Source organism: Arthrobacter sp. 'calajunan' (assembly GCF_046940185.1).
Lineage (GTDB): Bacteria > Actinomycetota > Actinomycetes > Actinomycetales > Micrococcaceae > Glutamicibacter > Glutamicibacter soli.
The window spans coordinates 378,979-405,535 of the sequence record NZ_JBKZDY010000004.1; the positions used below are offsets into that span (position 1 = coordinate 378,979).

26 protein-coding genes and 4 tRNA genes are annotated in these 26,557 nt (G+C 67.5%); 20 read left to right on the forward strand and 10 right to left on the reverse strand.

All coding sequences use genetic code 11. The features are described from left to right. The first annotated feature begins 23 nt into the window (after window positions 1-23). The 6 genes from RF641_RS08975 (at window position 24) to RF641_RS09000 (ending at window position 2,210) form a co-directional block, all read left to right on the forward strand. Window positions 24-99 (forward strand) — tRNA-Gly (locus RF641_RS08975). Window positions 100-151: 52 nt separating this feature from the next. Beyond that, window positions 152-223: transfer RNA gene (locus RF641_RS08980), tRNA-Val, on the forward strand. A 22-nt stretch (window positions 224-245) separates the two neighbouring features. Continuing rightward, window positions 246-321: transfer RNA gene (locus RF641_RS08985), tRNA-Gly, on the forward strand. Between the two features lie 18 nt (window positions 322-339). Beyond that, window positions 340-412 (forward strand) — tRNA-Gly (locus RF641_RS08990). A gap of 217 nt (window positions 413-629) precedes the next feature. Beyond that, the gene (locus RF641_RS08995; RefSeq protein ID WP_047119410.1) at window positions 630-848 is read left to right on the forward strand and encodes an antitoxin; all 219 of its coding nucleotides are present in this window, start codon (window positions 630-632) and stop codon (window positions 846-848) included. A gap of 171 nt (window positions 849-1,019) precedes the next feature. Next, entirely contained in the window at window positions 1,020-2,210 is a 1,191-nt protein-coding gene (locus RF641_RS09000; protein WP_120989271.1) for a benzoate/H(+) symporter BenE family transporter, read from the forward strand. Between the two features lie 21 nt (window positions 2,211-2,231). On the opposite strand, the gene zapE is transcribed toward RF641_RS09000, so the two are convergent. Further along, window positions 2,232-3,272 (reverse strand): cell division protein ZapE, encoded by a 1,041-nt coding sequence (gene zapE / locus RF641_RS09005; protein WP_424573009.1) that lies wholly within the window; start codon window positions 3,270-3,272, stop codon window positions 2,232-2,234. Window positions 3,273-3,481: 209 nt separating this feature from the next. Here zapE and RF641_RS09010 point away from each other — a divergent pair, with 209 nt between their 5' ends. The 3 genes from RF641_RS09010 to ybaK are packed head-to-tail and all read left to right on the forward strand — an operon-like array spanning window position 3,482 to window position 5,376. Next, window positions 3,482-4,396, forward strand: coding sequence for a sulfurtransferase (locus RF641_RS09010; protein WP_047119413.1), 915 nt, complete (start codon window positions 3,482-3,484; stop codon window positions 4,394-4,396). Then, window positions 4,393-4,833: a SufE family protein gene (locus RF641_RS09015; protein ID WP_424573010.1), complete on the forward strand. Its 441-nt coding sequence runs from the start codon at window positions 4,393-4,395 to the stop codon at window positions 4,831-4,833. The genes RF641_RS09010 and RF641_RS09015 overlap by 4 nt, the downstream gene beginning before the upstream one ends. 39 nt (window positions 4,834-4,872) lie before the next feature. Continuing rightward, a complete protein-coding gene (gene ybaK, locus RF641_RS09020) occupies window positions 4,873-5,376 on the forward strand; it encodes a Cys-tRNA(Pro) deacylase (RefSeq protein WP_047119415.1) in 504 nt (167 codons plus the stop codon). Between the two features lie 21 nt (window positions 5,377-5,397). On the opposite strand, the gene RF641_RS09025 is transcribed toward ybaK, so the two are convergent. After that, complete coding sequence (locus RF641_RS09025; protein ID WP_047119416.1) at window positions 5,398-6,621, reverse strand: alpha/beta hydrolase; 1,224 nt, start codon at window positions 6,619-6,621, stop codon at window positions 5,398-5,400. 61 nt (window positions 6,622-6,682) lie between these two features. Between RF641_RS09025 and msrB the strand changes: the two genes are divergently transcribed. From msrB to RF641_RS09065, 8 genes are all read left to right on the forward strand, one after another. Beyond that, on the forward strand, window positions 6,683-7,105 hold the full coding sequence (gene msrB / locus RF641_RS09030; protein ID WP_424573011.1) for a peptide-methionine (R)-S-oxide reductase MsrB: 423 nt from the start codon (window positions 6,683-6,685) through the stop codon (window positions 7,103-7,105). A gap of 148 nt (window positions 7,106-7,253) precedes the next feature. After that, window positions 7,254-8,639: a DUF6421 family protein gene (locus RF641_RS09035; protein ID WP_047119418.1), complete on the forward strand. Its 1,386-nt coding sequence runs from the start codon at window positions 7,254-7,256 to the stop codon at window positions 8,637-8,639. 38 nt (window positions 8,640-8,677) lie between these two features. Then, window positions 8,678-9,424: an SDR family NAD(P)-dependent oxidoreductase gene (locus tag RF641_RS09040; protein ID WP_047119419.1), complete on the forward strand. Its 747-nt coding sequence runs from the start codon at window positions 8,678-8,680 to the stop codon at window positions 9,422-9,424. A gap of 149 nt (window positions 9,425-9,573) precedes the next feature. Continuing rightward, window positions 9,574-10,635: a threonine aldolase family protein gene (locus RF641_RS09045; protein ID WP_047119420.1), complete on the forward strand. Its 1,062-nt coding sequence runs from the start codon at window positions 9,574-9,576 to the stop codon at window positions 10,633-10,635. A gap of 77 nt (window positions 10,636-10,712) precedes the next feature. Then, entirely contained in the window at window positions 10,713-11,351 is a 639-nt protein-coding gene (locus tag RF641_RS09050; RefSeq protein ID WP_424573012.1) for a DUF3000 domain-containing protein, read from the forward strand. Between the two features lie 38 nt (window positions 11,352-11,389). Next, on the forward strand, window positions 11,390-12,637 hold the full coding sequence (locus tag RF641_RS09055) for an HRDC domain-containing protein (protein WP_047119422.1): 1,248 nt from the start codon (window positions 11,390-11,392) through the stop codon (window positions 12,635-12,637). 304 nt (window positions 12,638-12,941) lie between these two features. Then, entirely contained in the window at window positions 12,942-14,150 is a 1,209-nt protein-coding gene (locus RF641_RS09060) for a thiolase family protein (protein WP_047120778.1), read from the forward strand. Between the two features lie 12 nt (window positions 14,151-14,162). After that, a complete protein-coding gene (locus RF641_RS09065) occupies window positions 14,163-16,289 on the forward strand; it encodes a 3-hydroxyacyl-CoA dehydrogenase NAD-binding domain-containing protein (protein WP_424573013.1) in 2,127 nt (708 codons plus the stop codon). Window positions 16,290-16,373: 84 nt separating this feature from the next. On the opposite strand, the gene RF641_RS09070 is transcribed toward RF641_RS09065, so the two are convergent. Next, the gene (locus RF641_RS09070; protein ID WP_424573014.1) at window positions 16,374-16,952 is read right to left on the reverse strand and encodes a dihydrofolate reductase family protein; all 579 of its coding nucleotides are present in this window, start codon (window positions 16,950-16,952) and stop codon (window positions 16,374-16,376) included. Between the two features lie 134 nt (window positions 16,953-17,086). On the opposite strand from RF641_RS09070, the gene RF641_RS09075 reads away from it, so the two are divergent. After that, window positions 17,087-17,560, forward strand: coding sequence for a Rieske (2Fe-2S) protein (locus tag RF641_RS09075; protein ID WP_053798350.1), 474 nt, complete (start codon window positions 17,087-17,089; stop codon window positions 17,558-17,560). Window positions 17,561-17,647: 87 nt separating this feature from the next. Here the strand turns inward: RF641_RS09075 and RF641_RS09080 are convergent, their stop codons facing one another. Next, the gene (locus RF641_RS09080) at window positions 17,648-18,622 is read right to left on the reverse strand and encodes an aldo/keto reductase (protein ID WP_424573015.1); all 975 of its coding nucleotides are present in this window, start codon (window positions 18,620-18,622) and stop codon (window positions 17,648-17,650) included. A 135-nt stretch (window positions 18,623-18,757) separates the two neighbouring features. On the opposite strand from RF641_RS09080, the gene argG reads away from it, so the two are divergent. Next, window positions 18,758-20,185 (forward strand): argininosuccinate synthase, encoded by a 1,428-nt coding sequence (gene argG, locus RF641_RS09085; protein WP_053798351.1) that lies wholly within the window; start codon window positions 18,758-18,760, stop codon window positions 20,183-20,185. Window positions 20,186-20,314: 129 nt separating this feature from the next. On the opposite strand, the gene RF641_RS09090 is transcribed toward argG, so the two are convergent. Genes RF641_RS09090 through dxs form a run of 6 tightly spaced genes read right to left on the reverse strand, consistent with a single transcriptional unit; the run spans window position 20,315 to window position 24,662 of the window. Further along, window positions 20,315-20,578: a hypothetical protein gene (locus RF641_RS09090; RefSeq protein ID WP_424573016.1), complete on the reverse strand. Its 264-nt coding sequence runs from the start codon at window positions 20,576-20,578 to the stop codon at window positions 20,315-20,317. A gap of 44 nt (window positions 20,579-20,622) precedes the next feature. Then, the gene (locus tag RF641_RS09095) at window positions 20,623-20,958 is read right to left on the reverse strand and encodes a hypothetical protein (RefSeq protein ID WP_424573017.1); all 336 of its coding nucleotides are present in this window, start codon (window positions 20,956-20,958) and stop codon (window positions 20,623-20,625) included. Window positions 20,959-20,964: 6 nt separating this feature from the next. Beyond that, window positions 20,965-21,456 (reverse strand): GNAT family N-acetyltransferase, encoded by a 492-nt coding sequence (locus tag RF641_RS09100; protein WP_120989262.1) that lies wholly within the window; start codon window positions 21,454-21,456, stop codon window positions 20,965-20,967. An 18-nt stretch (window positions 21,457-21,474) separates the two neighbouring features. Then, complete coding sequence (locus RF641_RS09105) at window positions 21,475-22,044, reverse strand: hypothetical protein (RefSeq protein ID WP_047119431.1); 570 nt, start codon at window positions 22,042-22,044, stop codon at window positions 21,475-21,477. Window positions 22,045-22,104: 60 nt separating this feature from the next. Further along, window positions 22,105-22,698, reverse strand: coding sequence for a DUF402 domain-containing protein (locus RF641_RS09110; RefSeq protein ID WP_047119432.1), 594 nt, complete (start codon window positions 22,696-22,698; stop codon window positions 22,105-22,107). Then, window positions 22,695-24,662, reverse strand: coding sequence for a 1-deoxy-D-xylulose-5-phosphate synthase (gene dxs / locus RF641_RS09115; RefSeq protein ID WP_424573018.1), 1,968 nt, complete (start codon window positions 24,660-24,662; stop codon window positions 22,695-22,697). The genes RF641_RS09110 and dxs overlap by 4 nt, the downstream gene beginning before the upstream one ends. Window positions 24,663-24,953: 291 nt before the next feature. Here dxs and RF641_RS09120 point away from each other — a divergent pair. Then, the coding region (locus RF641_RS09120; protein WP_424573019.1) for an NAD(P)-binding protein at window positions 24,954-26,557 on the forward strand (1,604 nt) is incomplete at its 3' end.

Sequence of the window (26,557 nt, forward strand, 5' to 3'; positions counted from 1 at the left end):
ACGGATTTCATAACTAAATATATGCGGTCATAGCTCAGCTGGTAGAGCGCAACCTTGCCAAGGTTGAGGTCGCGAGTTCGAACCTCGTTGACCGCTCCAAGAATTCATCGGTAAAATGATAATTCTGTCGGGATTCTTCATTGAATCTTCGGCGCGATTGGCGCAGCGGTAGCGCGCTTCCCTGACACGGAAGAGGTCACTGGTTCGATCCCAGTATCGCGCACTGGATACAGTTCAGTGTCCATGCGGTCATAGCTCAGCTGGTAGAGCGCAACCTTGCCAAGGTTGAGGTCGCGAGTTCGAACCTCGTTGACCGCTCCATAACTTCATATAGATCCTGCGGTCATAGCTCAGCTGGTAGAGCGCAACCTTGCCAAGGTTGAGGTCGCGAGTTCGAACCTCGTTGACCGCTCCGAAAAACTTGGGACCCACACATCAGTGTGGGTCCCAAGTTTCTTTCTCAGCTAAAACTTTTAGTAGTTTCCTGCTCAGCGGGCACTTCCGTGGCTTCGATCTGGCCCTGAAACATATTTGTTCGCCGTGTGAACTACCCAACGCGAAGGCTGCACCCTATGATGGGACGCAGGAGTTGAGGGCAAGAGGCCCTCCGTGTTGAAGGGAGGTGTCCATTGGCAGGTTTTAACGAGCTAAAGGGCAAGGTCGAAGGACTGGCACTGAAAGCCGGAGAATTCGCGAGCCAGAACTCTGACAAGATTTCAGACGGCATCGACAAGGCCGGGGACTTCATCGACCGCAAGACCGGCGGCAAGTACGCCGACAAGGTCGATGGCGTTCAGGATGGAGCCAAGAACTTCCTGGGCAACCTCGGAAACAAGGATCAGGCCTAACGTCCAGTCGTTAGAGCTTTGGCCTTACCCTAGGCACGTAGGAAAGCGCCACCCCAGCGGGTGGCGCTTTTCTACGTTTCCGGGCAGGTTGCCCGCTCCTGCCGATCCCACATCTTGGTCGGCGGATCGCCGCAATTTCCCACCCGGCTCGCGAACCGATAGAAACTAAGCATGGAAAGCAACATCATCAGCCGTCCGCGTCTGCCACGCGAAGCCGTGCTCGCCGGGTTCATCACCACCATGGTCGGGTTCACGTCGTCTTTCGCAGTGGTCATCACCGGGCTGCTGCAGGCGGGAGCAAGCCCCTCACAGGCATCCTCCGGCCTGCTCGCGCTGACTTTCCTAGTGGGAGTAGCCTCTCTGGTACTGTCCCTGAAGCACCGGCTGCCGATCACCGTTGCCTGGTCCACACCGGGCGCGGCGCTGCTGGCAAGCCTGGCTGCGGGCAGTTTCAGTTTCGCCGAATCCGTCGGCGCATTCATTATCAGCGGCGTGCTGATCATGCTCACCGGGCTCATCCCGGTGCTGCACCGGCTGCTGACTTCGATTCCCGTGCCGATCGCCCAGGGAATGCTGGCCGGCGTGCTGATTCCGCTGTGCCTCAAGCCCTTCACCGCGCTGGGCAGCATCCCGGTGGCGGCGGTGCTGATCCTGGCGGTGTTCCTGGCGGGGCTGCGTTTCCTGCCGCGTTATGCGGTGGCCCTGAGCATGCTCGGCGCTGTGGGGTGCGGACTGTTCTCGATCGGCGCTTCCCATTCCTGGGCGCAGATCGAGGTGCTTCCGACGCTGGAATTCGTGGCGCCGGAGTTTTCCTGGCAGGCGGTGGCGAGCATCAGCCTGCCGCTGTTCATCGTGACCATGGCCTCGCAGAACATCCCGGGCGTGGCAGTGATGTCGTCCTTCGGGTTCCGCACCCCGTGGCGTTCGAGCATGCTGTCCACCGGGTTCGGGAGCGCCGCCGGCGCCTTCTTCGGCGGCCATGCGATTAATCTGGCGGCGATTTCCGCCGCCCTGTCCGCCGGCGAGTCCGGTGGCAAGGATCCCGGGCAGCGGTGGAAGGCCTCGGCCTCCTCCGGGGTGTTCTACCTGGTGTTCGCGCTGGGATCGGCGCTGGTCGCCTCGCTGGCGACGCTCTCCCCCGCCGGGTTGTTCGAGGCCGCTGCGGGCCTGGCCCTGCTGGCGACCTTGGCCAATGCGATGCTCGGGGCCATGAAGGAGCCTCGCTGGCAGCTCAGCGCCCTGGCCACGATGCTCGTGGCCGCGGCGAACGTGACGCTGTTCGGTATCGGCGGGGCGTTCTGGGCGTTGGTGATCGGCCTGTTAATACACGTCATCGCCGAGCAGGTGACTGCCCGGCGATGAGCTGGAAGTGCGGGGCGCGGTTTAGAGCGCCGCTTCGCCGATCTGGCCTTCGCGGGCCAGCGCGGTGAGGCGCGAGACAGCGCGGAAGTACTTCTTCTGGTAGCCGCCGGCCATCATTTCCGGGGTGAACAGCTCGCTGAACGGCTTGCCCGAGGCAACGATCGGCACATCCTTGTCGTAGAGGCGGTCGGCGAGCACCACGAAGCGCAGCGCGATGGCCTGGTCCGTGATGGTGTCGACGTTGTGCAGCACCAGCACGTCGGTTTCCGAGAGCAGCTGCCGGTAGCGCGAGGGGTGGACCTTGGACAGGTGGGCCACCAGGTCCGCGAAGTTGTCCACGGCCAGGGTCTTATCCGGGTAGCGTTCGGCGGCGAAGGATTCGATGGCGGAGTCCTCCAGCGGCTGCGGGGCTTCGGGCAGGCCGCGGTGGCGGAAGTCCTCGCCCTCCACGCGGTGCACGTCGAACTGCTCGGAGAGGGTCTTGATTTCGCGTTGGAAGTCCACCGCGGCGAAGCGGCCCTCGCCCAGCGCGCCGGGCAGGGTGTTGGAGGTCGCGGCAAGCTTCACCCCGGCGTCGGACAGCTCGCGCATGAGGCGGGACATCAGCACGGTGTCCCCCGGGTCGTCAAGCTCGAATTCGTCGATGCAGACCAGCGAGTACTGGCTGAGCACGTCGACTGTCTGGCGGAAGGACAGCGCGCCGACCAGGTTGGTGTACTCCACGAAGGTGCCGAAGGCCTTGCGGCCGGGAGCGGCGTGCCACAGCGAGGCGAGCAGGTGGGTCTTGCCCACGCCGAAGCCGCCGTCGAGGTAGATGCCGTTCTTGGTTACTTTCTTCTTCCCAAACAGCTTGCCCAGGAAGGAGCTCGAGGAGCTCTTGCCCACCGATTCGGCGAAGCTGGTGAGCTTGTGGACCGCCTCGGTCTGCGAAGGCTGGTTCGGGTCCGGGCGGTAGGTATTGAAGGACACCTCACCGAAGCGGTATGACGGATGGAATCCGGCGAGCAGCTCGTCGATCGACAGCTGCGGGATGGTTTCGCTCAGGTGGGTGATCGTCGCCATGGGCTTCGGGGATCCTTCGGTTGAATGCGGTGATGTGCGGGCGGCCCGCGGGCGGCCCATCGGCCAGTTTACCTTGAATGACCCGCAGAAACGGTGAAATGTCGCACCCCACACAGTGCCGGGGCGCTCGGAGCACTAGGCTAGAAGCAGAGCAAGCGATCGGCGGGGATCTCCCGCCGCCCCGATACCGTCAAGGAACGTGATAGAAAATGCCTTTGCCCGTTGAGTCCAACGAGAAGTATGCAGCGTATGCCCATCCTGAACGGCTGGTCTCCACGCAGTGGGTCGCGGACAACCTGGGCGCCGAGAACCTGGTGGTGCTGGAGTCCGACGAGGACATCCTGCTGTACTCCACCGGGCATGTGCCTGGCGCGCTGAAGATCGACTGGCACACCGAGCTGAATGACGAGGTCACCCGCGACTACGTCGACGGCGAGGGCTTCGCGGCGCTGATGCAGGCCAAGGGCATAAGCCGCGAGAGCACCGTGGTGATCTACGGCGACAAGTCGAACTGGTGGGCTGCCTACGCGCTGTGGGTCTTCACCCTGTTCGGCCACGAAGATGTGCGCCTGATGGACGGCGGACGCGACAAGTGGATCGCCGAGGGCCGCGAGCTGAGCACGCAGAAGCCGGCGGTCTCCCCGTCGCAGTACCCGGTGATCGAGCGTTCGGACGAGGCAATCCGCGCCTTCCTGCCGCAGGTGCTGGAGCACCTGGGCAACCCGCTGATCGACGTGCGCTCCGCCGAGGAGTACACCGGCGAACGCACCCACATGCCGAACTACCCGGAGGAGGGCGCGCTGCGCGGCGGGCACATCCCGAGCGCCGCGTCGGTGCCGTGGGCCCGCGCCGCCGCCGAGGACGGCACCTTCCGCTCCCGCGCCGAGCTCGAAGCGATCTACCTGGACGAGGCCGGGCTGAAGCCGGGCGACGACGTGGTGGCGTACTGCCGCATCGGCGAACGCTCAAGCCACACCTGGTTCGTGCTCAAGCACCTGCTGGGCTTCGAGTCCGTGCGCAACTACGACGGCTCGTGGACCGAATGGGGCAACGCCGTGGGCGTGCCGATCGTCCGCGGCGCCGAGCAGGGCGAGGTTCCAGCCAAGCGCGGGGTGCGCGCATGAGCACGATTCCCGCAGAACTGGCCGAAATCATCGAGGAATTCACCGAGGTGCCCGAGGCCGACCGCCTGGAGCTGCTGCTGGAGTACTCCCGCGAGCTGCCCGAGCTGCCCGAGCGCCTGGCCGAGCACCCGGAGCTGTTCGAGCAGGTGGTCGAATGCCAGTCGCCGCTGTTCCTGGTGGTGGAGGTGTCCGCCGCGGACGCGAACCCGGTGAACCTGTTCTTCTCCGCTCCTCCCGAGGCGCCGACCACCCGTGGTTTCGCCTCGGTGCTGGCCGCCGGGCTGGACGGAAAGGACGCCGCCGCGATCCTGGCGGTGCCCGATGACATGCCGCAGCAGCTGGGACTGACCCGCGCGCTCTCGCCGCTGCGCATGCGCGGCATGACCGCCATGCTGGGCCGCATCAAGCGCCAGATCGCCGAACAGCTCGCCGCCTAGGCGCGGCGCAACATACCGCGCAGGAAGGTTCAAACGCCCGTGGGCAAGAAGAAACACGCCGCCTCCACCCCGGCCACCGCGGCCCTGGATGCCGCCGGGATCGGCTACGTGGCGCACAGCTACACGCACAGCGACTCGGCTGAAAGCTACGGCGGAGAAGCGGCCGAGCAGCTCGGGGTTCCCGGCGCCCGGGTGTTCAAGACGCTGATGGTCGCCACCGGCGCCACCGCGGCCCAGGACCTGGCCGTCGCGGTGGTGCCGGTGGACAGCATGCTGGATCTCAAGGCGGTCGGCGCGGCGCTGGGCACCAAGAAGGTGCAGATGGCCGACAAGGCCGCAGCCCAGCGGCGCAGCGGCTATGTGCTGGGCGGGATCTCCCCGTTCGGGCAGCGCCAGCACTCCAGCACCGTGATCGACGACAGCGCACTGCAGTTCGAGACGGTGTTCATCTCCGGCGGGCGCCGCGGCTTCAGCCTGGAGATCGCCCCGCAGGATGCCGCGAAGGCCACCGGCGCCATCTGGGCGTCGATCGCCGCCGGCTAGGCGGTCCGGCGCGGCGGTCGGCTACCTCGCCGTATATGCGTTGATCCGCGCGGCGAGGAAGTCACTGACCGCTTGCGTGAATCCGTCCGGATCCACGTTCGGCTCCCTGGTATGCCCGGCCAGGGTGAAAGTCTTCAGGCTGACCAGGTCCGGGCGCAGCGCGGCGAGCTTCAGGCTCGGCCCGTTGGGCACGAACTGGTCGTCCCTGCTATGCATGAGCAGGATCGGGTGGGACAGCTCCTCGGCCCGGTCCACCCAATTCAGCCGCTTCAGGTTCACCGGGGCGGCCTGGCCGGTGATCCAGCGCCCGGCCTCGTTGGACAGCAGCCACTGGCCGAAGCGCCCGACCGACTGCGGGATCTTGTTCGCCCGCGCCTGGTGGGAGAGCACGTCGACCCAGTTGATCACCGGGCCTACCAGCATCAGCGAATCCACCCGGTCGGCCAAGTCCGAGCGGTCGGCCATCTGCAGACTGATCGCCCCGCCCATCGACCAGCCCAGCAAGATGACCTGCCGCGCGCCGCGCGAGGTCGCGAAGTGGACCGCGGCTTCGACATCCAGCCATTCGGTGTCTCCCAGCCCGTAGCGCCCATCGGGGGCGGTCGGTGCCAGTCCGTCGTTGCGGTAGCTCATCAACAAGGTGCTCACCCCGGCCTTGGCCAGAGCGGGCAGCGCGCGGATGGATTCGGTGCGGCGGGCCCCGCGCCCGTGCACCCCGATCACCCAGACGTCCTGGTGGCTGGTCCCGGGCACCAGCCAGGCCGGTCCGTCGCCCACGTCGAGGCTGACGCTCACGTCCTCGGCCTCGAAGCCCAAGTCCGAGGGGTGCTCGTACATCGCCCCGGAGAGGTAGCCGCGCTTGACCCCGTCCAGGGTGCCGCGGTAGACCTGCTCGATCTGCCGGGCCACGATCTTCGGTTTGCCCGCGACATCCTGCGGAGCCGACAAACGCACCGCGCAGGCATCGAATTCGGCCAGGAAGGTGCACCCGCCGGGTTCGGCGGTCTCCGCGTCGCGGGCCAGATGCATCCACAATTTGCCCTGCGCGTCGGTGGTAATCTCGCGGATGACCGCGTTCGAGGCGCGCCGCTCCTCCGGGGTGACCACGCGCCGGGCGAAGTACCCGGCCAGCGCGGAAACGCTGGCGGCCACCAGCGAACCTGCCGCGACTCCCAGACCGGCGCCGATCAGGGTCGCGGGAACTGTCTTGCGTGGTTCGAGCTTGTCGACGATTTTCCGAGCCATGTTTTCATCTTTGCAGATGGCGTGTTGGGAATCATCACGCCCCGGAGGTAGTTTCCTAAGTATGAACGAAAACCAGAACACCGAAGACCGGAACCCCGCCGAGATCGATTGGCGCCAGGTTCTCTCCCCCGAAGAATTCCACGTCCTGCGGCAGGCCGGCACCGAACGCCCGTTCACCGGCGAATACTGGGACACGACGACCGAGGGCGTGTATTCCTGCCGTGCCTGCGGCTCCGAACTGTTCGCCAGCACCACCAAGTTCGACGCCGGCTGCGGCTGGCCCTCGTTCTTCGCACCGCTGGCCGAAGACCGCGTCCGCTACATCACCGACAAGTCGATGGGGATGAAGCGTGTGGAGGTGCGCTGCGCCAACTGCGATTCGCACATGGGCCACGTGTTCGAGGGCGAGGGCTTCGGAACCCCGACCGACCTGCGGTACTGCATGAATTCGCTGAGCTTGAAGCTGCGCGAAACGCAGGGCTAAACAGTGCTCAGCGTGAAGCAACGCAAGTCACCCCAAGAATAAGCATTACTTATTCACCGAGGAGTCAGGATTACTTTTCCTTTCGATGGGCGTAGCGTTCTAGTCAAGCAACTGAACGCTGCCCTACCGAAGAAGAAGGTGTATCTCAATGACCCAGATTTCCGCAGAACCACGGCCAACCAGCCCCTCCGACGCCCGCCGCATCGCCGAGTCCGACGCATGGCTTGGACTCAAGGCCGCCGCCAGTGAATTCCAGGGTCTGCAGCTCAAGGACGGCTCCGTGGCCGAGCCCGAGCAGCGCGTCCGCGCCGGCGAGCTGGTCGACACGATCGTCGACTCCATCCAGACCCTGCGCGGCTTCTTCGCCCACGAGGCCGACTACCTGGACAAGCTCGTCGCAGACCTGAGGCGCTGGGCCGAGCAGGGCTTCGGCGTGCCGGACTTCCTCGATTCGCTCATGGAATTCCAGCCGCAGACCCAGCGCGTGGACGGGCTGATGCACCTGGTGCTCTTCCCGATGTACACCCAGAACGGATCCACCAACCGCCACCTCGAAGCGGTGCTGGTCCAGGTGATCTGGCCCGAGTTCATTTCGCAGCTCGAGGCCGGCGAGTACTCGAACAAGCTGTTCGTGCCGCTGCGCTTCATCGACTTCACCGCCGGCTACGACACCAACTCCGCGGTGCTCTTCCCGGAGTCGGTCGCGATCCGCGAGACCCCGTCGTTCACCTGGGGCGCGATCTTCCAGGACCGCGAGGCCGCGCGCTTCCGCAAGGTACTCAAGGCCGCCGCGCAGATCACCAACCTCGAACTGCCGGACGACGCCGCGGCGCTGCTCGAAGACCAGCAGCTGGCCGAAGAGGCGTTCATCATGTGGGACCTGATCCACGACCGCACCCACATGCGCGGGGACCTGCCCTTCGACCCGTTCATGATCAAGCAGCGCATGCCATTCTTCCTGTACTCGCTCGAGGAGCTGCGCTGCGATTTGACCGCGTTCCGCGAATGCATGAAGATCGCCGCCGATCCGAAGGCGGACGACAAGACCGCGAAGATGGCCAAGCTGGTGCAATACGCGGTGATCTTCGACCGGATCTTCCGCTTCGCGATCACCGGTTCGCGCGTGCGCAACTACGACGGCCTGGGCGGCCAGCTGCTGTTCGCCTGGATGCACCAGCACCACGTGCTGCACTGGACCGACACCAAGCTGCGCATCGACTGGGCCGAGGTGCCCGCGGTGGTCGCCGCGCTGGGCGACTCGATCGACGAGCTGTACTGGAAGTCCATCGACCGCCCGAAGCTGGCCCACTGGCTGGCCGCCTACGAGCTGGTGTCCGCCACCGTCACCCCGCACCCGGCCTCGGTCTGGGCCAAGGGCCCTCAGGCGCTGCCGCTGACCGCACCGCTGCGCGAGATCACCGACCAGGTGATGGACGACGAGTTCCCGCTGTCCATGTTCTACGAGGCGCTGTCCAAGAAGATGACCGCGGTCATCGAGTCCACTCGCGGCATGACCGGCGCTGACCGCATCTAGTCGGCCCTTTTCAGGCCCGCTTGATTTAGGCTAGGTACGTGAGCGAACAAACATTGGACCAGAAGCAGCAAGGCCGCAAGGCCCCGGTGGTTCTCATCGCCGGGGCCACCTCGGCATCCGGCATCGCCTGCGCGAAAGCGCTGATGGAGGCGGGAGCCAAGGTGCTGGCCATCGGCAGCGATGCGGATCGGCTGGTGGAGCGCATGCCGCGCGGCGTGCTGCGCTACCAGTGCGATCTTGCCTACCACCCGGCGGTCGAGCACCTGCGCGACACCATCCACGGCCAGCACGGCCCGATCGACGTGCTGCTGCACCTGGTCGGCGGCTGGCGCGGCGGCAAGTCGATCGCCGGGCAGAGCGACGAGGACTGGGATTTCCTGCACGAGTCGGTCATGACCACGCTGCGCAACACGAGCCGCGTGTTCGTCGACGACCTGGTGGCCTCCGAGGCCGGCCGGCTGGCGATCGTCAGCTCCGAATCGGTGCTGAACCCGACCCCCTCCAACGCGAACTACGGCGCCGTCAAGGCCGCCGCGGAGCACTGGGTCAACGCCGTGGCCCGGCTGTTCACCAAGCAGGCTCCGCAGGCCGCGGCCTTCAGCTGGGTGGTCAAGGCGCTCAGCGACAAACCGGCCGACCAGGCGCCCGAGGGGCACACCCCGGTCGAATTCCTGGCCAAGGCCGCGGTGGACGCGCTGCGGACAGACGCCGCGAAGCTCAACGGCACCCGCGTCGCGCTGCCCAAGGCCGGCGCGAAGGCCACGCCCGCGGCGCCCGAGGCCTAGCCCGCGCACGCCTGCCCGCAACCGCTCCCGGCGGCGGGCAGGCGTCGTGCCGCCACCGGCGCGGAACACGGCCCACCGGCCGATGTGCCGCGCCCACCATTTTCCCCGGCCCACCGGCCGGCCCCGACTTGCAAAGGACCTCACCCATCATGACCTTCAGCCACGACACGGCACTGCGCGGATTCGCCTCGGACAACTACTCGGGCGTGCACCCGCGGATCCTGGCGGCCATCGAGCGCGCCAACGGCGGCCACCAGATCTCCTACGGCGAGGACCAGTACACCGAGCAGCTCGATGCGCTGGCGCGCGAATTGTTCGGCGAGCAGGCGGCGATCTTCCCTGTGTTCAACGGCACCGGCGCCAATGTCACCGCGCTGCAGTCGCTGCTGCCGCGCTGGGGTGCTGTCATCTGCGCCTCGAGCGCCCACATCAACGTGGACGAGAACGGCGCCCCGGAACGCGTGGGCGGCTTCAAGCTGCTGCAGGTGGACACCCCGGACGGCAAGCTGACCCCTGAATTGATCGACCAGCAGGCCTGGGGCTGGGGCGACGAGCACCGCGCGCAGCCGCTGGCCGTGTCGATCACCCAGGCCACCGAGCTGGGCACGCTGTACACCCCCGAAGAGCTCAAGGCGATCACCGCGCATGCGCACCAGCTGGGCATGAAGGTGCACCTGGACGGCTCGCGGCTGTCCAACGCCGCCGCCTCGCTGGGCGTCCAGCTGCGCGAGCTGACCACCGACGCCGGGGTGGACATCGTCTCGCTGGGCGGCACCAAGAACGGCATGCTGCTGGGCGAGGGCATCCTGACGCTGCGCAGCGAGCTGGCCGCCGACATGAAGTACCTGCGCAAGATGAACATGCAGCTGGGCAGCAAGATGCGCTTCATCTCCGCGCAGCTGATCGAGCTCTACGGCACCGGGCTGTGGCGCGAGCTGGCCGGGCATTCGAACGCCATGGCCGCAAAACTTGCCGCCGCGGTGCAGCGCATCGACGGCGTGGAACTGGTCTACCCAACCCAGGCCAACGGCGTGTTCGCGCAGCTGCCCACATTGGTCAGCGACGAGCTGCGCCAGCACTTCCGCTTCTACGACTGGGACCGCGCCGCCGGGCAGGTGCGCTGGATGTGCTCCTTCGACACCACCGAGGCCGACGTGGACGCCTTCACCGCGAAGCTCGAAGAACTGATGGGCCAGTTCGCGACCGCCTAGCTTCGAACTCCAGTTGGCCCCCGGCCGACCGGCGCGCCGTACCGCACCAGCGGTGCGGCGCGTTTTAGACTCTGACTGTGACCAATGAACGCCCTGCCGCCGCCACCCCGCCGGCCTTCGCCAAGGCCCTGGACGAGTTGTCCCGCGCCACGGTGCGCAAAGAGCTTCAGTTCACCGAAATCCCGGCCCCCGGACGCCTCGCGCCCTTCGCCCTGGCCCTGAGCGGGGACGTGCTGGAGCACGCCGGTCCCAGCCACGGTCGCCTCGGCAAGGAATTGGGCCGCACCCCGTTCCTGCAGCCGGCCGAGCAGCTGGCCACCGGCCGCTTCATCCTGCTCTACGACCCTGCCGGGCAGCAGCTGTGGAACGGCAAGTTCCGCATCGTCACCTACATCCGCGCCCGGCTCGAGAACGATATGGGGCAGGACTCCATGCTCGCCTCGGTCGCCTGGAGCTGGCTGGAGGACGCGTTATGCGAACGCGGCGCGGCCTATCATTCGGCCGGCGGCACCGCCACGCGCGTGATCTCCGAATCCTTCGGCAACATGGCCGGGGAGCAGGACCACATCGACATCGAGCTGCGCGCCTCCTGGTCCCCCGAATCCGAAGACCAGGGGGTGCACCTGAGCGCCTGGGCGGACATGGTCTGCACCTTCGCCGGGCTGCCTCCGCTGCCCGAGGGCGTGCAGCAGCTGCCGCGCCGCCGCCTGAGCTAGCGCCGAAGTTCCCCGCGCGGTCTTAGAATGGAATCACCATGAGCAATTCCCAGCCGACCGCACCGTTATCCGCCTCCGACGACTCGCAGCCTTCCGCGCCGCCGCTGATCCCGCTCACCGCGCCGCGCGATGGCGTGCCCGAAGTCATCGACACCCCGCCGGCGCTGCGCCGCGCGGTGCGCGCCCTGCGCGCGGGAACCGGAGACCTGGCGGTGGACACCGAACGCGCCAGCGGCTTCCGCTACGGCCAGCGCGCCTTCCTGATCCAGATCCGCCGCGAAGGCGCCGGCACCTGGTTGATCGATCCGGAAACCCTGGAGGACCTGTCCCCGCTGGTCGAGTTCGCCAACGAGCAGCCATGGATCCTGCACGCCGCCACCCAGGACCTGCCCTGCCTGAACGAGCTGGGCCTGGCCCCGGCCTCGCTGTTCGACACCGAGCTGGCCGGGCGCCTGGCCGGATTCCCGCGCGTCTCGCTGGGCACCATGGTTGCCGAGCTGCTGGGCCTGGCGCTGGCCAAGGAGCACTCCGCCGCCGACTGGTCCACGCGCCCGCTGCCCGAATCCTGGCTGACCTACGCGGCGCTGGACGTCGAGGTGCTCGAAGAGCTGCGCCAGGAGGTCACCGGCGTGCTCGAGGAGCAGGGCAAGCTGGAGTTCGCCCGGCAGGAATTCGCCTTCGAGCTGATTCCGCCGCAGGTCGCCGAGGTGGCCGAGCCGTGGCGCAAGCTCTCGGGCATCCACAAGATCAAGAGCAAACGCAACCTGGCAGTGGCCCGCGAGCTGTGGCTTTCGCGCGAATCGCTGGCCAAGAGCCGCGATGTCGCCCCGGGCAGGCTGCTGCCGGACCGCGCCATCATGGCGGCGATCGAGCACCGGGCCAACTCGGTGCCGGCGCTGCTGCAGATCCCCGGTTTCCACGGGCGCAGCGTGAAGCGCGACGCCCCGCGCTGGCTGGATGCGGTGCGGCGCGGCCGCAGCACCCGCGACCTGCCCGAGCTGCGCACTGATAAGACCGGGCTGCCCAACCCGCGCGCCTGGAGCGAGAAGAACCCGAAGGCCGCGGACCGGCTGGCCGCCGCCAAGCTGGTGGTGACCGAGGTCAGCGAGGCCTGGAACATCCCCGCCGAAAACCTGCTGACCCCCAAGTTCCTGCGCGAACTGTGCTGGACTCCCCCGGCGGTGCTCAGCGAGGGCTCCATCGACGAGGCCCTGAGCGCGCTGGGCGCCCGCCCGTGGCAGCGCGAGCTGCTGGCCGGCAAGCTGGCCGCCGCGATGAAGGCCTAGCCGAAATTCGGGTTCACCTTCGCCCGGCCTGTGAACCGCACCGTTGCATACCGCTGCCGCATGCAGCACCCTGCCGCCGAGCCCTCGGCGCGGGTGCCGCATGCGGCTTTTGCGTCCCCTGCGGCCCCGATGCCGGCCAGCCGGCGGGATCTCCACTTGCGCTAAAAGTTACTCATGAGTAACGTATGAGGCAGGTCACTGTGACGGTGGCCACTGCCGGGCCCCTCCGGCAGGCAGAACCTACCCCGCAAGGAGCCCGCCGGTGAGTGCCAACACCACGACCGAGCACGAGAACGCAAGCAGAATGCTCGATGACCGCGACGTCGTCTTCATCGACGGGGTCCGCACCCCGTTCGGCCGCGCCGGCGAGAAGGGCATCTACCACGGCACCCGCGCCGACGACCTGGCAGTGAAGGCCGTGCGCGGCCTGCTGGAGCGCAACCCGCAGGTGCCGGCCGAGAAGATCGACGAGGTCTCGCTGGCGGCCACCACGCAGACCGGCGACCAGGGCCTGACCATCGGGCGCACCGTGGCGCTGCTCTCCGGCATCCCGCAGTCGGTGCCCGGCTACGCGATCGACCGCATGTGCGCCGGCGCGATGACCGCGGTGACCTCCACGGCCGGCGGCATCGCCTTCGGTGCCTACGACCTGGTCATCGCCGGCGGCGTGGAGCACATGGGCAACCACCCGATGGGCGCCGGGGCCGATCCGAACCCGCGCTTCGTATCCGAGCGCATCGTCGACCCGCAGGCGCTGAACATGGGCAACACCGCGGAGAACCTGCACGACCGCTTCCCCGCGATCACCAAGGAACGCGCCGACCGCTACGCGGTGGCCTCGCAGGCCAAGCTCGCCGCCGCCTACCAGAACCAGCAGATCCAGCCTGACCTGGTCTCCGTGGCCGCCAAGCGCCCGGGCGAAGGCTGGGCGGTGCACCGCGTGGACGAGCCGCCGCGCCCGGGAACCACCATGGAATCGCTGAGCGAACTGCGCACCCCCTTCCGCGCCCACGGCCGGGTCACCGCCGGCAATGCGGCAGGCCTGAACGACGGCGCCACCGCCGCGCTGCTGGCCAGCGGCCAAGCCGTGCGCGAGCTGGGGCTGGCCCCGAAGATGCGCCTGGTCTCCTTCGCCTTCGCCGGCGTCGCGCCGGACGTGATGGGCTACGGCCCGGTCCCCGCAACCGAGAAGGCACTGGCCAAGGCCGGGCTGGAGATTCAGGACATCGGATTATTCGAGATCAACGAGGCCTTCGCCGTGCAGGTGCTCTCCTTCCTTGACTACTACGGCATCGACCAGGAGGACCCGCGGGTGAACCGCTACGGCGGCGCCATCGCCGTCGGCCACCCGCTGGCCTCCTCCGGGGTGCGGCTGATGACCCAGCTGGCCCGCCAGTTCTCCGAGGACCACTCGGTACGCTACGGGATCACCACCATGTGCATCGGCCTGGGCATGGGCGGCACCGTCATCTGGGAAAACCCGAACCACCCCGACTTCGGCAGCAAGGCCTAAAGGAGCAGAACCATGACCGCAGCAACTTCACAGAACTTCTCGGACGTCGCCGAGCTCATGCGCGACGAGACCGTCACCCACTCGCTGGTCTCCGACGTCCTGCTGCCCAGCGGCAAGGTGCTGGCCCTGCTGACCCTGGACAACGGGCTGGACCACCGCAAGCCGACCACGCTGGGCCCCAACGGGCTGATCGAGCTGCGCGCCGCGCTGGAAACCCAGGCCGAGCGCGCCAAGGCCGGGGCGATCCACGCGCTGGCCATCACCGGCAAGCCGCACTTCCTGATCGCCGGCGCGGATTTGTCCGCGGTCACCCAGCTGCGCTCCCCCGAGCAGGGCAGCGCCATGGCCTCCCTGGGCCACCACGCCTACGACCTGCTAGCCGACCTGGGTGTGCCGACCTTCGCCTTCGTCAACGGACTGGCCCTGGGCGGAGGCCTGGAGATCGCGCTGGCCTGCACCTACCGCACCGTCAGCACCGCCGCCGGCGCGCTGGGCCTGCCCGAGGCGTTCCTCGGGCTGATTCCGGGCTGGGCCGGCGTCTACCGCCTGCCGCGCCTGGTGGGCCCGGAGAACGCACTGAAGGTCATGATCGAGAACCCGCTGAACAACAACAAGACCCTCTCCGGGCCTGCCGCCTACAAGATGGGTGTAGCCGATGCCCTGTTCGAGCCGGCGGACTTCATTGAGCATTCGGTCGCGTTCGTCGACGGCGTGCTCAACGGAGAGCTCGAGGTGCGACGCCCCAACGCGGTGGACCCGCGCGATCCCGAGGTGGCCCGCCGCTGGCTGGAGGCCGCGGATGCCGCGCAGGCGTTCGTCGACGCGAAGCTGCACGGCGCCGCCCCCGCCCCGTCCAAGGTGCTGGAGGTCTTCCGCCAGGGCCTGACCCTGACCCAGCCCGAATCGGCGCAGCTGGAAATCCAGGCGCTGACCGAGCTGATGGGCAGCAGGCAGTTCCAGAACACGGTCTACGCCTTCTTCGACCTGGTGCAGAAGCGCGGCAAGCGCCCGGCCGGAGCGCCCGACGCCAGGCTGGCCCGCTCGGTGACCAAGGTCGGCATCGTCGGAGCCGGGCTGATGGCCAGCCAGCTGGCGCTGCTGTTCGTGCGCCGGCTGAACGTGCCGGTGGTCATCACCGACCTTGACCAGTCGCGCATCGACAAGGGACTGGGCTACATCCACGGCGAGATCGACAAGCTGCATGCCAAGGACCGGATGAGCCAGGACGCGGTCAACCGCGCCAAGGCGCTGGTCTCCGGCTCGGTCTCCAAGGAGGGCTTCGCCGACGCGGACTTCGTCATCGAGGCGGTCTTCGAGGAGCTGGGCGTGAAGAAGCAGGTCTTCGCCGAGGTCGAGGCGGTCGTCTCCCCCGAGTGCGTGCTGGCCACCAATACCTCCTCGCTCTCGGTCACCGAGATGGGCCGGGACCTGATGCACCCCGAACGCCTGGTGGGCTTCCACTTCTTCAACCCGGTGGCCCTCATGCCGCTGCTGGAGATCGCCGCCACCGAATGGACCAGCGACACCGCGCTGTCCACCGCGTTCGTGCTGGGCAAGGCGCTGAGGAAAACCACCGTGCTCACCCAGGATGCGGCGGCGTTTGTGGTCAACCGCGTGCTGCTGCGCCTGCTCAGCGAGGTCCAGGCGGCCTTTGACGAAGGCACCGACGCCAAGGCCGCGGACAACGCCCTGTCCAGCATGGGCCTGCCGATGACCCCGTTCACCCTGCTGTCGATGGTCGGGCTGCCTGTGGCCCAGCATGTCACCGAATCCCTGCACGCCGCCTTCGGCGACCGTTTCGCGGTGTCGCAGAACCTGCAGAAGCTGATCGACGCGAAGGTCACCTCGCTGTGGGTCTCCGACGAGCAGGGCGGCCAGGTGCTGAACCCGGCAGCGGCGCAGGTCATCATGCAAGGAAGCAACCCGTCAAGTGCGGAGCAGATCCTGGCTCGGGTCCAGGACGCGCTGGCCCAGGAGATCGGCTTGCTGCTCTCCGAGGGTGTGGTGGCCGAAGCGGCCGACGTGGACCTGTGCATGATCACCGGCGCGGGCTGGCCGATGCACCTGGGCGGCATCACTCCGTACCTCGACCAGGTCGGCGCCTCCGAACGCGTCAACGGAGCAAAGTTCAACAACTGATCAGGCGCATCACGGCGGGGTCCTCGGCGGCGGCATGCGCCGGCCGAGGGCCCCGCCGTCGTGTTCTGCAACTGGAGGGAAGCGCTAGGCCCGCTCGTACTGCGCCAGCGCGACCCCGGATTCGAAGGCCTGCACGGAGGTGCTGCGCCAGGGCTGCGGCTGGTAGGAGCGGTCGCCGAACAGCCGGATGCCGCCGCCTAAGGTCACCGGGTTGATCTTCAGCGCCAGCTGGTCGATCTCCTCGGCCAGTGCGGCGGCCAGCGAGCCGCCGCCGCACAGCCAGATGTCCTTACCGTCTTCCTTTTTCAGTTCGCGCACCAGCTGCACCGGATCCCGGTCCGTGAACAGCACGTCCTGGCTGCCTTCCGGGCCCTGCCGTCCGTGCGTGAACACGACCTGGCGAAGGTGGGCGTAGGGGCTGGCCAGATGCTGGTCGGGCATCCCGACCGCGTAGGTGTTCCATCCCATCAGCACGGTGTCGAAGGGCCCGTCCTGGATTGGGATACCCACGGCTTCGGCCAGGACGGTGGGCACGGTGCCGCGGAACTGCTCGCCGGTGGCTTGCATGTGGTCCCCCTCGGCGAGGAACGCGTCGAATTCCCCTGCCGGTCCGGCGATGAATCCATCCAGGCTTACCGCCACGTAGTAGGTCAAGGTGCGCATGGGTTCTCCTCGGCTCGGGGTCCTTCTCCGCTGGCATTGGCGAATTCGCCCACTCTACAGAGATACGGCGTCCGGAAACAGGGTGTGGTGGGCCTTCTTGGCGACGTCACAGATAATTCTGCAACAATGAAGCCATGACTGACTTCGCCCGACCAGCCCGCCGCACGTTCATGTGCGCCTCCGCCGCGATCGGTTCGGCAGCCCTGCTGACCGCCTGCGGCAACGGAGAATCAGCGGTTGAAACCCCAGAGGCCAATTCCATCCCCGAACCGAGCGGCGAAGGCCAGGTGCTGATGCCGGTCTCGGACCTGCCGGTCGGCTCGCGCGCCTCGGCGCCGGCCACCTACCCGGACGGCAGCGCGACCGCGGTCATGGTGTTCCGCCCGGATGAGAAGACCGTGCTGGCCTACTCGAACAAGTGCACCCACCAGGGCTGCGCGCTGACGCCGAAGTCGCAGGACGAGAACTTCTACTGCGCCTGCCATGGCTCGAAGTTCGCCCCGAAGGACGGCACCGTGGTGGCCGGCCCGGCCAAGGCGGCGCTGCCGCGCTACGCCGCGGAAATCAAGGACAAGAACATCGTCGTCTACGTCACCGCCGACGCATAGATCCCTGCTGGTTTGCTGTCGCTTAAAGCGCCATGCGGCGGACTCCCCGATTCGGGGGTTCCGCCGCATGGTGTTTTTAAGCTCCGTTTAGAACGGCGCGATCTTCTCCGGGGCCGGGAAGATCTCGTCCAGCTCCGCGCGCTCGGCCGGGGTCGGCACCCAGCTGACTGCCTCCGCGTTGGCCGTGATCTGCTCGGGACGGGTGGCTCCGGCGATCACCGAGGCGACCGGTTGCTGGGCCGCCAGCCAGGAGAAGGCCAGCTGGATCTCGGTGAGCCCGCGCGCTGCGGCGAAGTCGGCGAACTTCTGCAGCTGCTCGAAGTTGCTGGATTCCACCAGGTGCTGCCGTGAATGCGTCAGGCGGCTTCCTTCTGGCGCGTGGCCCTTGGAGTACTTGCCGGTGAGCAGCCCGTTGGCCAGCGGGAAGTAGGGAAGCACGCCGAGCCCGAATTCCCTCGCAGCCGGAAGCACCTCCAGCTCTGCGCGGCGGTCGATGAGGTTGTAGTGGTTCTGGGCGGAGATGAAGCGTTCGGTGCCAAGCTCCCGGGCCACGTACTCGGCCTGCGCGATCTGCCAGCCGGACCGGTTTGAGTGCCCGATGTAGCGCACCTTCCCGCTGGCCACCAGGACGTCCAGCACCCGCAGGGTCTCCTCGATCGGGGTATTCGGATCCGGGGTGTGGAACTGGAACAGGTCGATGTAGTCGGTGCCCAGACGCTTCAGCGAGGCCTCGACCGCCTTGACGACGTAGCGGCGCGATCCGCGCGCCGAGAAGTCTGGCCCATTGACCCCGCGCATGTCCATGCCGAATTTGGTGGCGAGGATGATGTCCCCGCGGGCGCTGCCCAGCGCGGCGCCCAGGCGGATTTCGGAAAGGCCCGGTTCACGCCCGTAGGTGTCGGCCACGTCGAACAGCGTGATTCCTGCCTCCAGCGCGGCATGGACGACCGCGTTGGTCCCCTCCTGGGACTCGGTGGCGGTACCGGTCCGCCCCAGGTTGTTGCAGCCCAGACCGACGACGGAAACACTCAGGCCGCTGCGGCCAAGTTGGCGGAATTCCATGGACACCTCTTCACTTCATAGTTGTGCTCCGCTTCACTGGAGCGTCGTATACCCATAGGCTATCTGCTAGGTCTCCGCGCCCCGGCATTCAGTCTCAATTCACTACAATGCATATTTATCCATTAGGATGGAAACATGTCTAAAGTTCTTACCAATCTCCCAGTAGGCGAGCGCGTCGGTATCGCGTTCTCCGGTGGCCTCGACACCTCCGTTGCCGTCGCCTGGATGCGCCACAACGGCGCCATCCCGTACACCTACACCGGCGATCTCGGCCAGTACGACGAGCCGGACATCGACGCCGTTCCGGGCCGCGCCCTGGAGTACGGCGCCGAGGCTTCGCGCCTGGTCGACTGCAAGCCGGGCCTGGTCGAAGAGGGATTCGCCGCCCTGGCCTGCGGCGCCTTCCACATCCGCTCGGGCGGAAAGTCGTACTTCAACACGACCCCGCTGGGCCGCGTGGTCACCGGCACCCTGCTGGTGCGCGCCATGCGCGAGGACGGCGTGGACGTCTGGGGCGATGGTTCGACCTACAAGGGCAACGACATCGAGCGCTTCTACCGCTACGGCCTGATGGCCAACCCGAAGCTGCGCATCTACAAGCCGTGGCTCGACCCGCAGTTCGTCGCTGAACTGGGCGGTCGCCAGGAGATGAGCGAGTGGATGGTCGCCCACGGCTTCCCCTACCGCGACTCGGCTGAGAAGGCCTACTCCACCGACGCCAACATCTGGGGCGCCACCCACGAGGCGAAGACCCTGGAGCTGCTGAACAGCTCGATCGAGAACGTCGAGCCGATCATGGGCGTGAAGTACTGGGACGAAAGCGTTGAGATCACCTCGGAAGATGTTTCCGTCACCTTCTCCGCCGGCCGCCCGGTCGCCATCAACGGCAAGGAATACGTCGACCCGGTAGCCCTGGTCAACGAGGCGAACATCATCGGCGGACGCCACGGCCTGGGCATGAGCGACCAGATCGAGAACCGCATCATCGAAGCCAAGTCCCGCGGCATCTACGAGGCTCCGGGCATGGCGCTGCTGTTCATCGCCTACGAGCGCCTGGTCAACGCGATCCACAACGAAGACACCGTGGCCAGCTACCACAACGAAGGCCGCCGCCTGGGCCGCCTGATGTACGAAGGCCGCTGGCTGGATCCGCAGGCCCTGATGCTGCGCGAGTCCCTGCAGCGCTGGGTCGGCTCGGCCATCACCGGCACCGTGACCATCCGCCTGCGCCGCGGCGACGACTACACCATCGTCGACACCACCGGCGAGAACCTGAGCTACCACCCGGACAAGCTGTCCATGGAGCGCGTGGGCGACGCCGCCTTCGGCCCGGTGGACCGCATCGGCCAGCTGACCATGCGCAACCTGGACATCGCCGATTCCCGCGGCCGCCTGGAGCAGTACGCTGCCATGGGCCTGGTCGGCGGCACCACCGCCAAGCTGGTGGGCTCGCTAGAGGCCGGCGGCGCCGACGCGATCGTCGACGCCACCCCGGTGGACAGCGACGAGCTGGCTACCGACCGCGCCAACGAGCTGGCCGCCTTCGATTCAGGCACCGACTAGGCTCCGACGCCCCTGCGTTGAACGCCAAGAGCTCGGGCGGATGCTTCCTTGATTGGAAGCATCCGCCCGAGCTTTTTTGTTGCCTGGACCGCTGCGCGGCCTGCGCGCAGGGTTGCAGCGCGGCGGGGTTTAGGAGGTCAGCCCGTTGAGCGCCGCCAGGGACTGCAGGGCCATGATGAATCCGACCAGCGCGAGGAACCTGAGGGTGCCGTGCAAGGCCGCCCCGAGCCGGGTGTCCTTCGCCGGGAGCGTGACCGCTTCGTCCGCCAGCCAGGTGACCAGCGTGATCACGGTGCCGATCAACGCGATCTGCTCCTCGGGAAGCGACATCGTCTTGGCCAGCGCGAGCCCCGCGGAAAAGCCGACCAGCACCTGGGCGGCCGACCACAGCATCGCTTTCAGGGTGCGGCGGGGCTTGGCCCGCTCGACGGCCACAGCTAGGCTTCGATCAGCTGCAGCAGCGGGCTGACCGCGATGGTGAAGCCGACCAGCGAGACGATGCGCAGCACCAGCCGGATGCGGGCGCCTGAGTTGGTGTTGGGTTCCGGAAGGCGGAATCCCTGCTCGACGATCCAGGCGGCGATCACCACGATCACGCCGGCCAGCGCCAGCTGCGCGTGGTCGACGCCGGAGAACAGCGAGGTGATGCCGATGCCGATGATGACGCCCACGCAGGCCTGGAACACCAGATGCAGCGGCACCCGGGTGGCCCCCAGGTGGGTTGGCTTGCGCTTGGCGCCGGCGTTGTCGTCCCGGTCTTCTTGAGGAATCATGAGTCCCTACTTCTGCTTGTCGTTGTGCGCGCCGTCGCCGGGCGCGAAATCTTGAAGTGTCCGGCACAGCAGCACTCCGGCTCCCCCGGTGAAGTGGACCGTGCCGAATCCGGCGGCCCGCGCCCCGAGGGTGAATCCCAGCGAACGCTGCAGCGCCAGCGAGGCGGTGTTCCGCGCATTCACCACGCACCAGGCGGCATCCGCCCGCTGCGCCACCCAGCTCAGCCTGGCCAGGCCCAAGGCCGTGGCCACTCCGCGGCGCTGCCAGCCGGGGTCGATCTCGACCCCGCCCAGGTAGTAGCCCGCCGGGGCCACCGGGTCCTGCGGATCCCACCACTGCGCCTTGGCCCAGCCGACCAGGCGCCCGTCCTCGGACATGGCGGCCAGCAGGCACCCGCCGGGAGCGAAGCGCTCCGGGGCGCTGGTGCGGCCCAGGCTGCGCGACAGCTCGCGCACGGCGCGGTAGTCCTGCGGAACCAGGGGCCGGATGCCCACCATGGATGCGCGCCGCGGAGCCTAGTCGAGGCTGAACGGCTTGGGCGGCATCGGGTAGGCCATGCGCGCCTGATCCAGGCCGTCGTACGGGGCGGTGGCGATGACCATCTTGGTGAAGTCCAGCTTGGCTTCGCGGATGCAGACCTTGATGGCGTTGACCGCGAGCTTCGGGGCTGGCGAGAGGATGCGGATGTTCAGCTTGCGGTTGCCGAAGTCGCTGGATTCCACGGTGCCCAGGCCGCGCCAGGCCAGGTGACCGGCCAGCGCCTCGGTGGCCTTGTTCTGCAGGTACTTGTCGCGCGCGGTGCCCTCGGCGGTCTTCAGCGCGTACTGCACGATGACCCAGGACTGCTCCTGGTCGGAGAGCTCCTTGTAGCCCTCGGCGGCGCAGGCCTCGGCGAAACCGGCGAACAGCTCGTCGGCGCGGTCGGCGGTGACGTCCTGCACCTCGCTGGTCTGCGACATGTGGCCCACCGGACCGTGGTTGACCACGAACTGGCCCAGCTCTTCGTCCTCGAACTGCTGGAACCACGCTTCGCGGAACTGCAGTTCGTTCTTCTCGTTCATCCGGTAGGTGCGAATGATCGCCATCGGTCTCCCCCAGGGGTTGGTTTCTCGGTGTTTTGTCTCAAAGTGCGTGGTGTTGCCGGCTCAGCCGACGTGCTGCAGGCTGCGGGCCCGGACCAGCCAGCGCCGCCGGTGCTCGGCGTTGAATGGCGCCGCGTCCGCGCGGACCGCATCGAGCAGCACCTTGCTTTCGGCGCGGATCGAGCGCTGCAGGGCCTCGGGATAGCCCATGCTCAGGCGGTGCTGGTCGAACTCGTCCTCGTCGTCCAGGAAGGTGCCGCGGCTGTGCGAGCGGATCACGTCGAGGTCCAGGTCGATGGAGTTCACTTCCCAGGCCCCGCGCTTCATCCGCCGCCAGCCGATGCTGCCGGCCAGGTCGATGTAGATGTCGAAGTCCTCGTCCGGATCGTCGTACAGCGTGGCGATCCACTGGCCTTCGGAGGGGAACAGGCACAGCGCGTCGCAGGCGGCCAGGTGCGCGGTTCCCGGGCGGGAGACCAGCGATCCGGCCGGCTGGTGCACCCAGTGGCCGTACTCGTCGGAGCCGAGGTAGAAGCCGGGCACCACCCAGTGCGGGCTGGCGTCGTACTTCCAGGCGCGGGCCACCACCAGCGCGCCGGCGGCGACGCTCGCAGGGTTGCGGGGCAGCCCTTCGGGGCAGCCGGGCTGGGCGCTCACAGCTTGGGGATCTGTCCGGTGGGCAGGTCCTGGCCGGGCAGCGGCCGGGCGAAGGGGACCTTGGTGCCCAGCACCTGGGCCAGCGTGTCCCGGGCGACCTGCTGGGCGGTCAGGCCGACGCGCTCCAGCACCTCGGCACGGGTGCCGTGGGCCAGGAACTTGGTGGGCAGGCCCACCTCGTTCAGCGCGGTGTCCACCCCGGCGGCGCGCATCTCGGTGCGCAGGCGCGAACCGACGCCGCCGGCGCGCACCCCGTCCTCGATGCAGACCACGATGCGGTGGCGGGCGGCCAGCGAAATCACGGAGGACGGCATGGGCAGCACCCAGCGGGGGTCGACCACCGTCACCGAGACGCCCTGGCTGTTCAGCCGCTGGGCCACGTCCAGGGACAGCTCGCTCATCGCTCCGACGGAGACGATCAGCACGTCCGGCGCGGCGCGGTCGCCCAGCCTGGCCAGCACGTCCACGCCGTCGGGCAGCCGGTCGATGGACTCGACCTCTTCGCCCACGGAGCCCTTGGAGAAGCGCACCACGCTCGGGGCGTCGTTGATGTCCATGGCTTCGCGCAGTTCCTCGCGCAGGCGGGTGGCGTCGCGCGGGGCCGCCAGGTGCAGGTTCGGGATGATCTGGGTCAGCGCCATGTCCCACATGCCATGGTGGCTGGCGCCGTCCGGGCCGGTCACGCCGGCGCGGTCAAGCACGATGGTGACCCCTGCCTTGTGCAGCGCGACGTCCATCAGCAGCTGGTCGAAGGCGCGATTCAGGAAGGTCGCGTAGACGCACACCACCGGGTGCAGGCCGCCGAAGGCCAGGCCGGCCGCGGTGGTCATCGCATGCTGCTCGGCGATGCCCACGTCCAGCACGCGGTCCGGGTGGGCATCGGACATCTTCTTCAGGCCCACCGGCAGCAGCATGGCGCCGGTGATCGCCACAACGTCCTCGCGCTCGTCGGCGATCTTGGCGATCTCGTCGCCGAAGACGCTGGTCCAGCTCTGCGCGCTGGGCTTGGCGACCGGGGCGCCGGTGGCAGGGTCGATGACGCCCACCGCGTGGAACTGGTCGGCCTCGTCGGCCAGGGCCGGCGCGTAGCCGTGGCCCTTCTCGGTCAGCGCGTGCACCAGCACGGGACCGCCGTACTGCTTGGCCTGCTGGAGCGCTTCCTCCACGGCGGCGAGATTGTGGCCGTCGATCGGGCCGATGTACTTCAGGCCAAGGTCCTCGAAGAGCCCCTGCGGGGCCCACCAGTCCTTGATGCCCTTCTTGGTGGCATGCAGCGACTTGTAGGTGAAGCTGCCGACCGGGCCGGAATCCTTCAGCCGGCCCTTGAGCTTGTCCATGGCGGACTCGTAGGCGGGGTGGGTGCGGAACTTGTCCAGCTGCTGGCGCAGTCCCGCGAGCTGGTCGGCCAGGCCGCCGATGGTTGGGGCGTAGGAGCGGCCGTTATCGTTGACCACGATCACCGCCTTGCGTTCCTTGTCAGCGGCGATGTTGTTCACCGCTTCCCAGACCATGCCGCCGGTCAGCGCGCCGTCGCCCACCAGGCCCACGGCATAGCTTTCGGTGCGGCCGGTCAGCTTATTGGCCCGGGAGATGCCGTCGATCCAGGACAGCGAGGACGAGGCGTGGGAGGACTCGACGATGTCGTGCTCGGATTCGCCGCGGTCGGGGTAGCCTGACAGGCCGCCCTGCTGGCGCAGCGTTTCGAAGTTCTGGCGCCCGGTGAGCAGCTTGTGCACGTAGGACTGGTGGCCGGTGTCGAACACGATGGAATCGGTCGGCGAATCGAACACGCGGTGCATGGCGATGGTCAGTTCCACCACGCCGAGGTTCGGCCCCAGGTGGCCGCCGGTGCGGGCGACGTTGTCGATGAGGAAGGCGCGGATCTCCTGCGCAAGTTGGGTGAGCTGATTCAGGGTAAGCGCCCGCAGGTCGCTTGGTTTTTTAATGGTCTCGAGTAAAGACACAGTCATCCCCTTCACATTTCTGCCCATGCGGGCACCGCAAGTCCGTGCGAAACAACTAGTCTATCGCGCACTTGACTGCTCCCATTATCCGCCACCTTTTGGGCTGGAACCAATTTTTCGATGATGATGTTGGCTACGCCCAGCTTGGCCGCGGTCGCGACGACGGAAAAGAAACTAGAAGCTGTCGAATTTCCCTCTTTCCACCCTCGCGCCGCGTAGGTAAAATGAGCCTAATTCTGGACACGGGGCTTTCCACCTCGCGAATCTGCTAAGTCTTCCCAGGAGGGGGACATGGGGGAAATTCGTGCCGGCCAAGTGCCGACGGAATATGTAGATGCAGTTGTGGTCGGTTCGGGGTTCGGCGGTTCGGTGGCAACCTACCGCCTGGCCGACGCCGGCAAGCAAGTGGTCCTGATGGAACGCGGCCGGTCATACGGGCCCGGCGATTTCGCCCGCTCTCCGTCGGAGCTGTCCACCGCCTTCTGGGATCCCAGCGAAAAACTCTACGGACTGTTCGACGCGTGGACCCTGCGAGGCCTCGAGGGGCTGGTCTCCAGCGGCCTGGGCGGCGGCTCGCTGATCTACGCCAACGTGCTGCTGCGCAAGGACGAAAAGTGGTTCGTCAACGAATCCCCGCTGCCCGGCGGCGGGTACGAATCCTGGCCCATCGGATACCGCGATCTCGAACAGCACTACCAGCGCGTCGAGGACATGATCGGGGTGGACCGCTACCCCTACCAGGACACCGCCAAAACCAACGCCTTCGAGCAGGCCGCCCAGGCCGGCGGCCACACGGTGTTCCGTCCCCCGCTGGCGGTGAGCTTCTCCACCGATGCGGACTCCCCCGCCCAGCCGGGCCGGATGCTGCCTTTGGCGGACTACGGCAACCTCCACGGCAAGCCGCGCACCACCTGCACGCTGTGCGGCGAATGCGATCTGGGCTGCAACTCGGGCGCCAAGAACACCCTTGACCACAACTACCTCTCAGCTGCGGCGGCCACCGGCAACGCCGACATCCGCACGCTGCACGAGGTGCGCGGCTTCTCCCGCGCGTCGGACGGCAGCTGGCTGGTGCGCTACGTGATCCACGACCCTCAGCACCCCTCCTCAACCGGCGACCTTCCCGAACGGCTGATCCGCTGCGCCAAGCTGCTGCTGGCCGCCGGCACCTTCGGCACCAGCTACCTGCTGCTGCGCAACCGGATGACCTTGCCCGGGATCAGCCCGGCGCTGGGCACCCGCTTCAGCAGCAACGGAGACCTGCTCGGACTGCTGTTCAATGCCAGCGAGCAGGTCGAAGGGCGCACCGTGCCGCGCCAGCTGTACGGGAACCGCGGTCCGGTCATCACCAGCACCGTGCGCGTCGCGGACGCGCTGGACGGCAACGGCGCCACCGGCCGCGGCTACTACCTGCAGGACGCCGGCTATCCGGCGTTCTTCAACTGGCTCATGGAACTCTCGCAGTTCCGCGAGGCTCTGCCCCGGGCCGGCAAGGTGGCCGCCAAGATCATCGAGAACCGGCTGTTCCAGCGAAATCGCAGCAGCATATCTGCCGATCTGGCCATGGCGCTGGGCTCTGGACGCTTTTCCAGCACGGCGCTGCCCCTGCTGGGCATGGGCCGGGACGTGCCCGACGGGCGCATGTACCTGCGCGAGGGTCGGCTGGCAGCCGACTGGACGCTGTCCACCTCGCAGGAGTTCTTCGAATCCGTGCGCGGTGCCATGCGCGGCATCGGCGACCAACTGGGTGCTGCTTTCAACGACAACCCGCTGTGGAAGGCCCAGCGTGTGGTCACGGTGCATCCGCTGGGCGGGGGGCCGCTCGGCGCCCCCCACCACCTCGCCGTCTGCGACCCGAGGTCGGAGGTGTACTTCCATCCTCTCCTCTACCATTA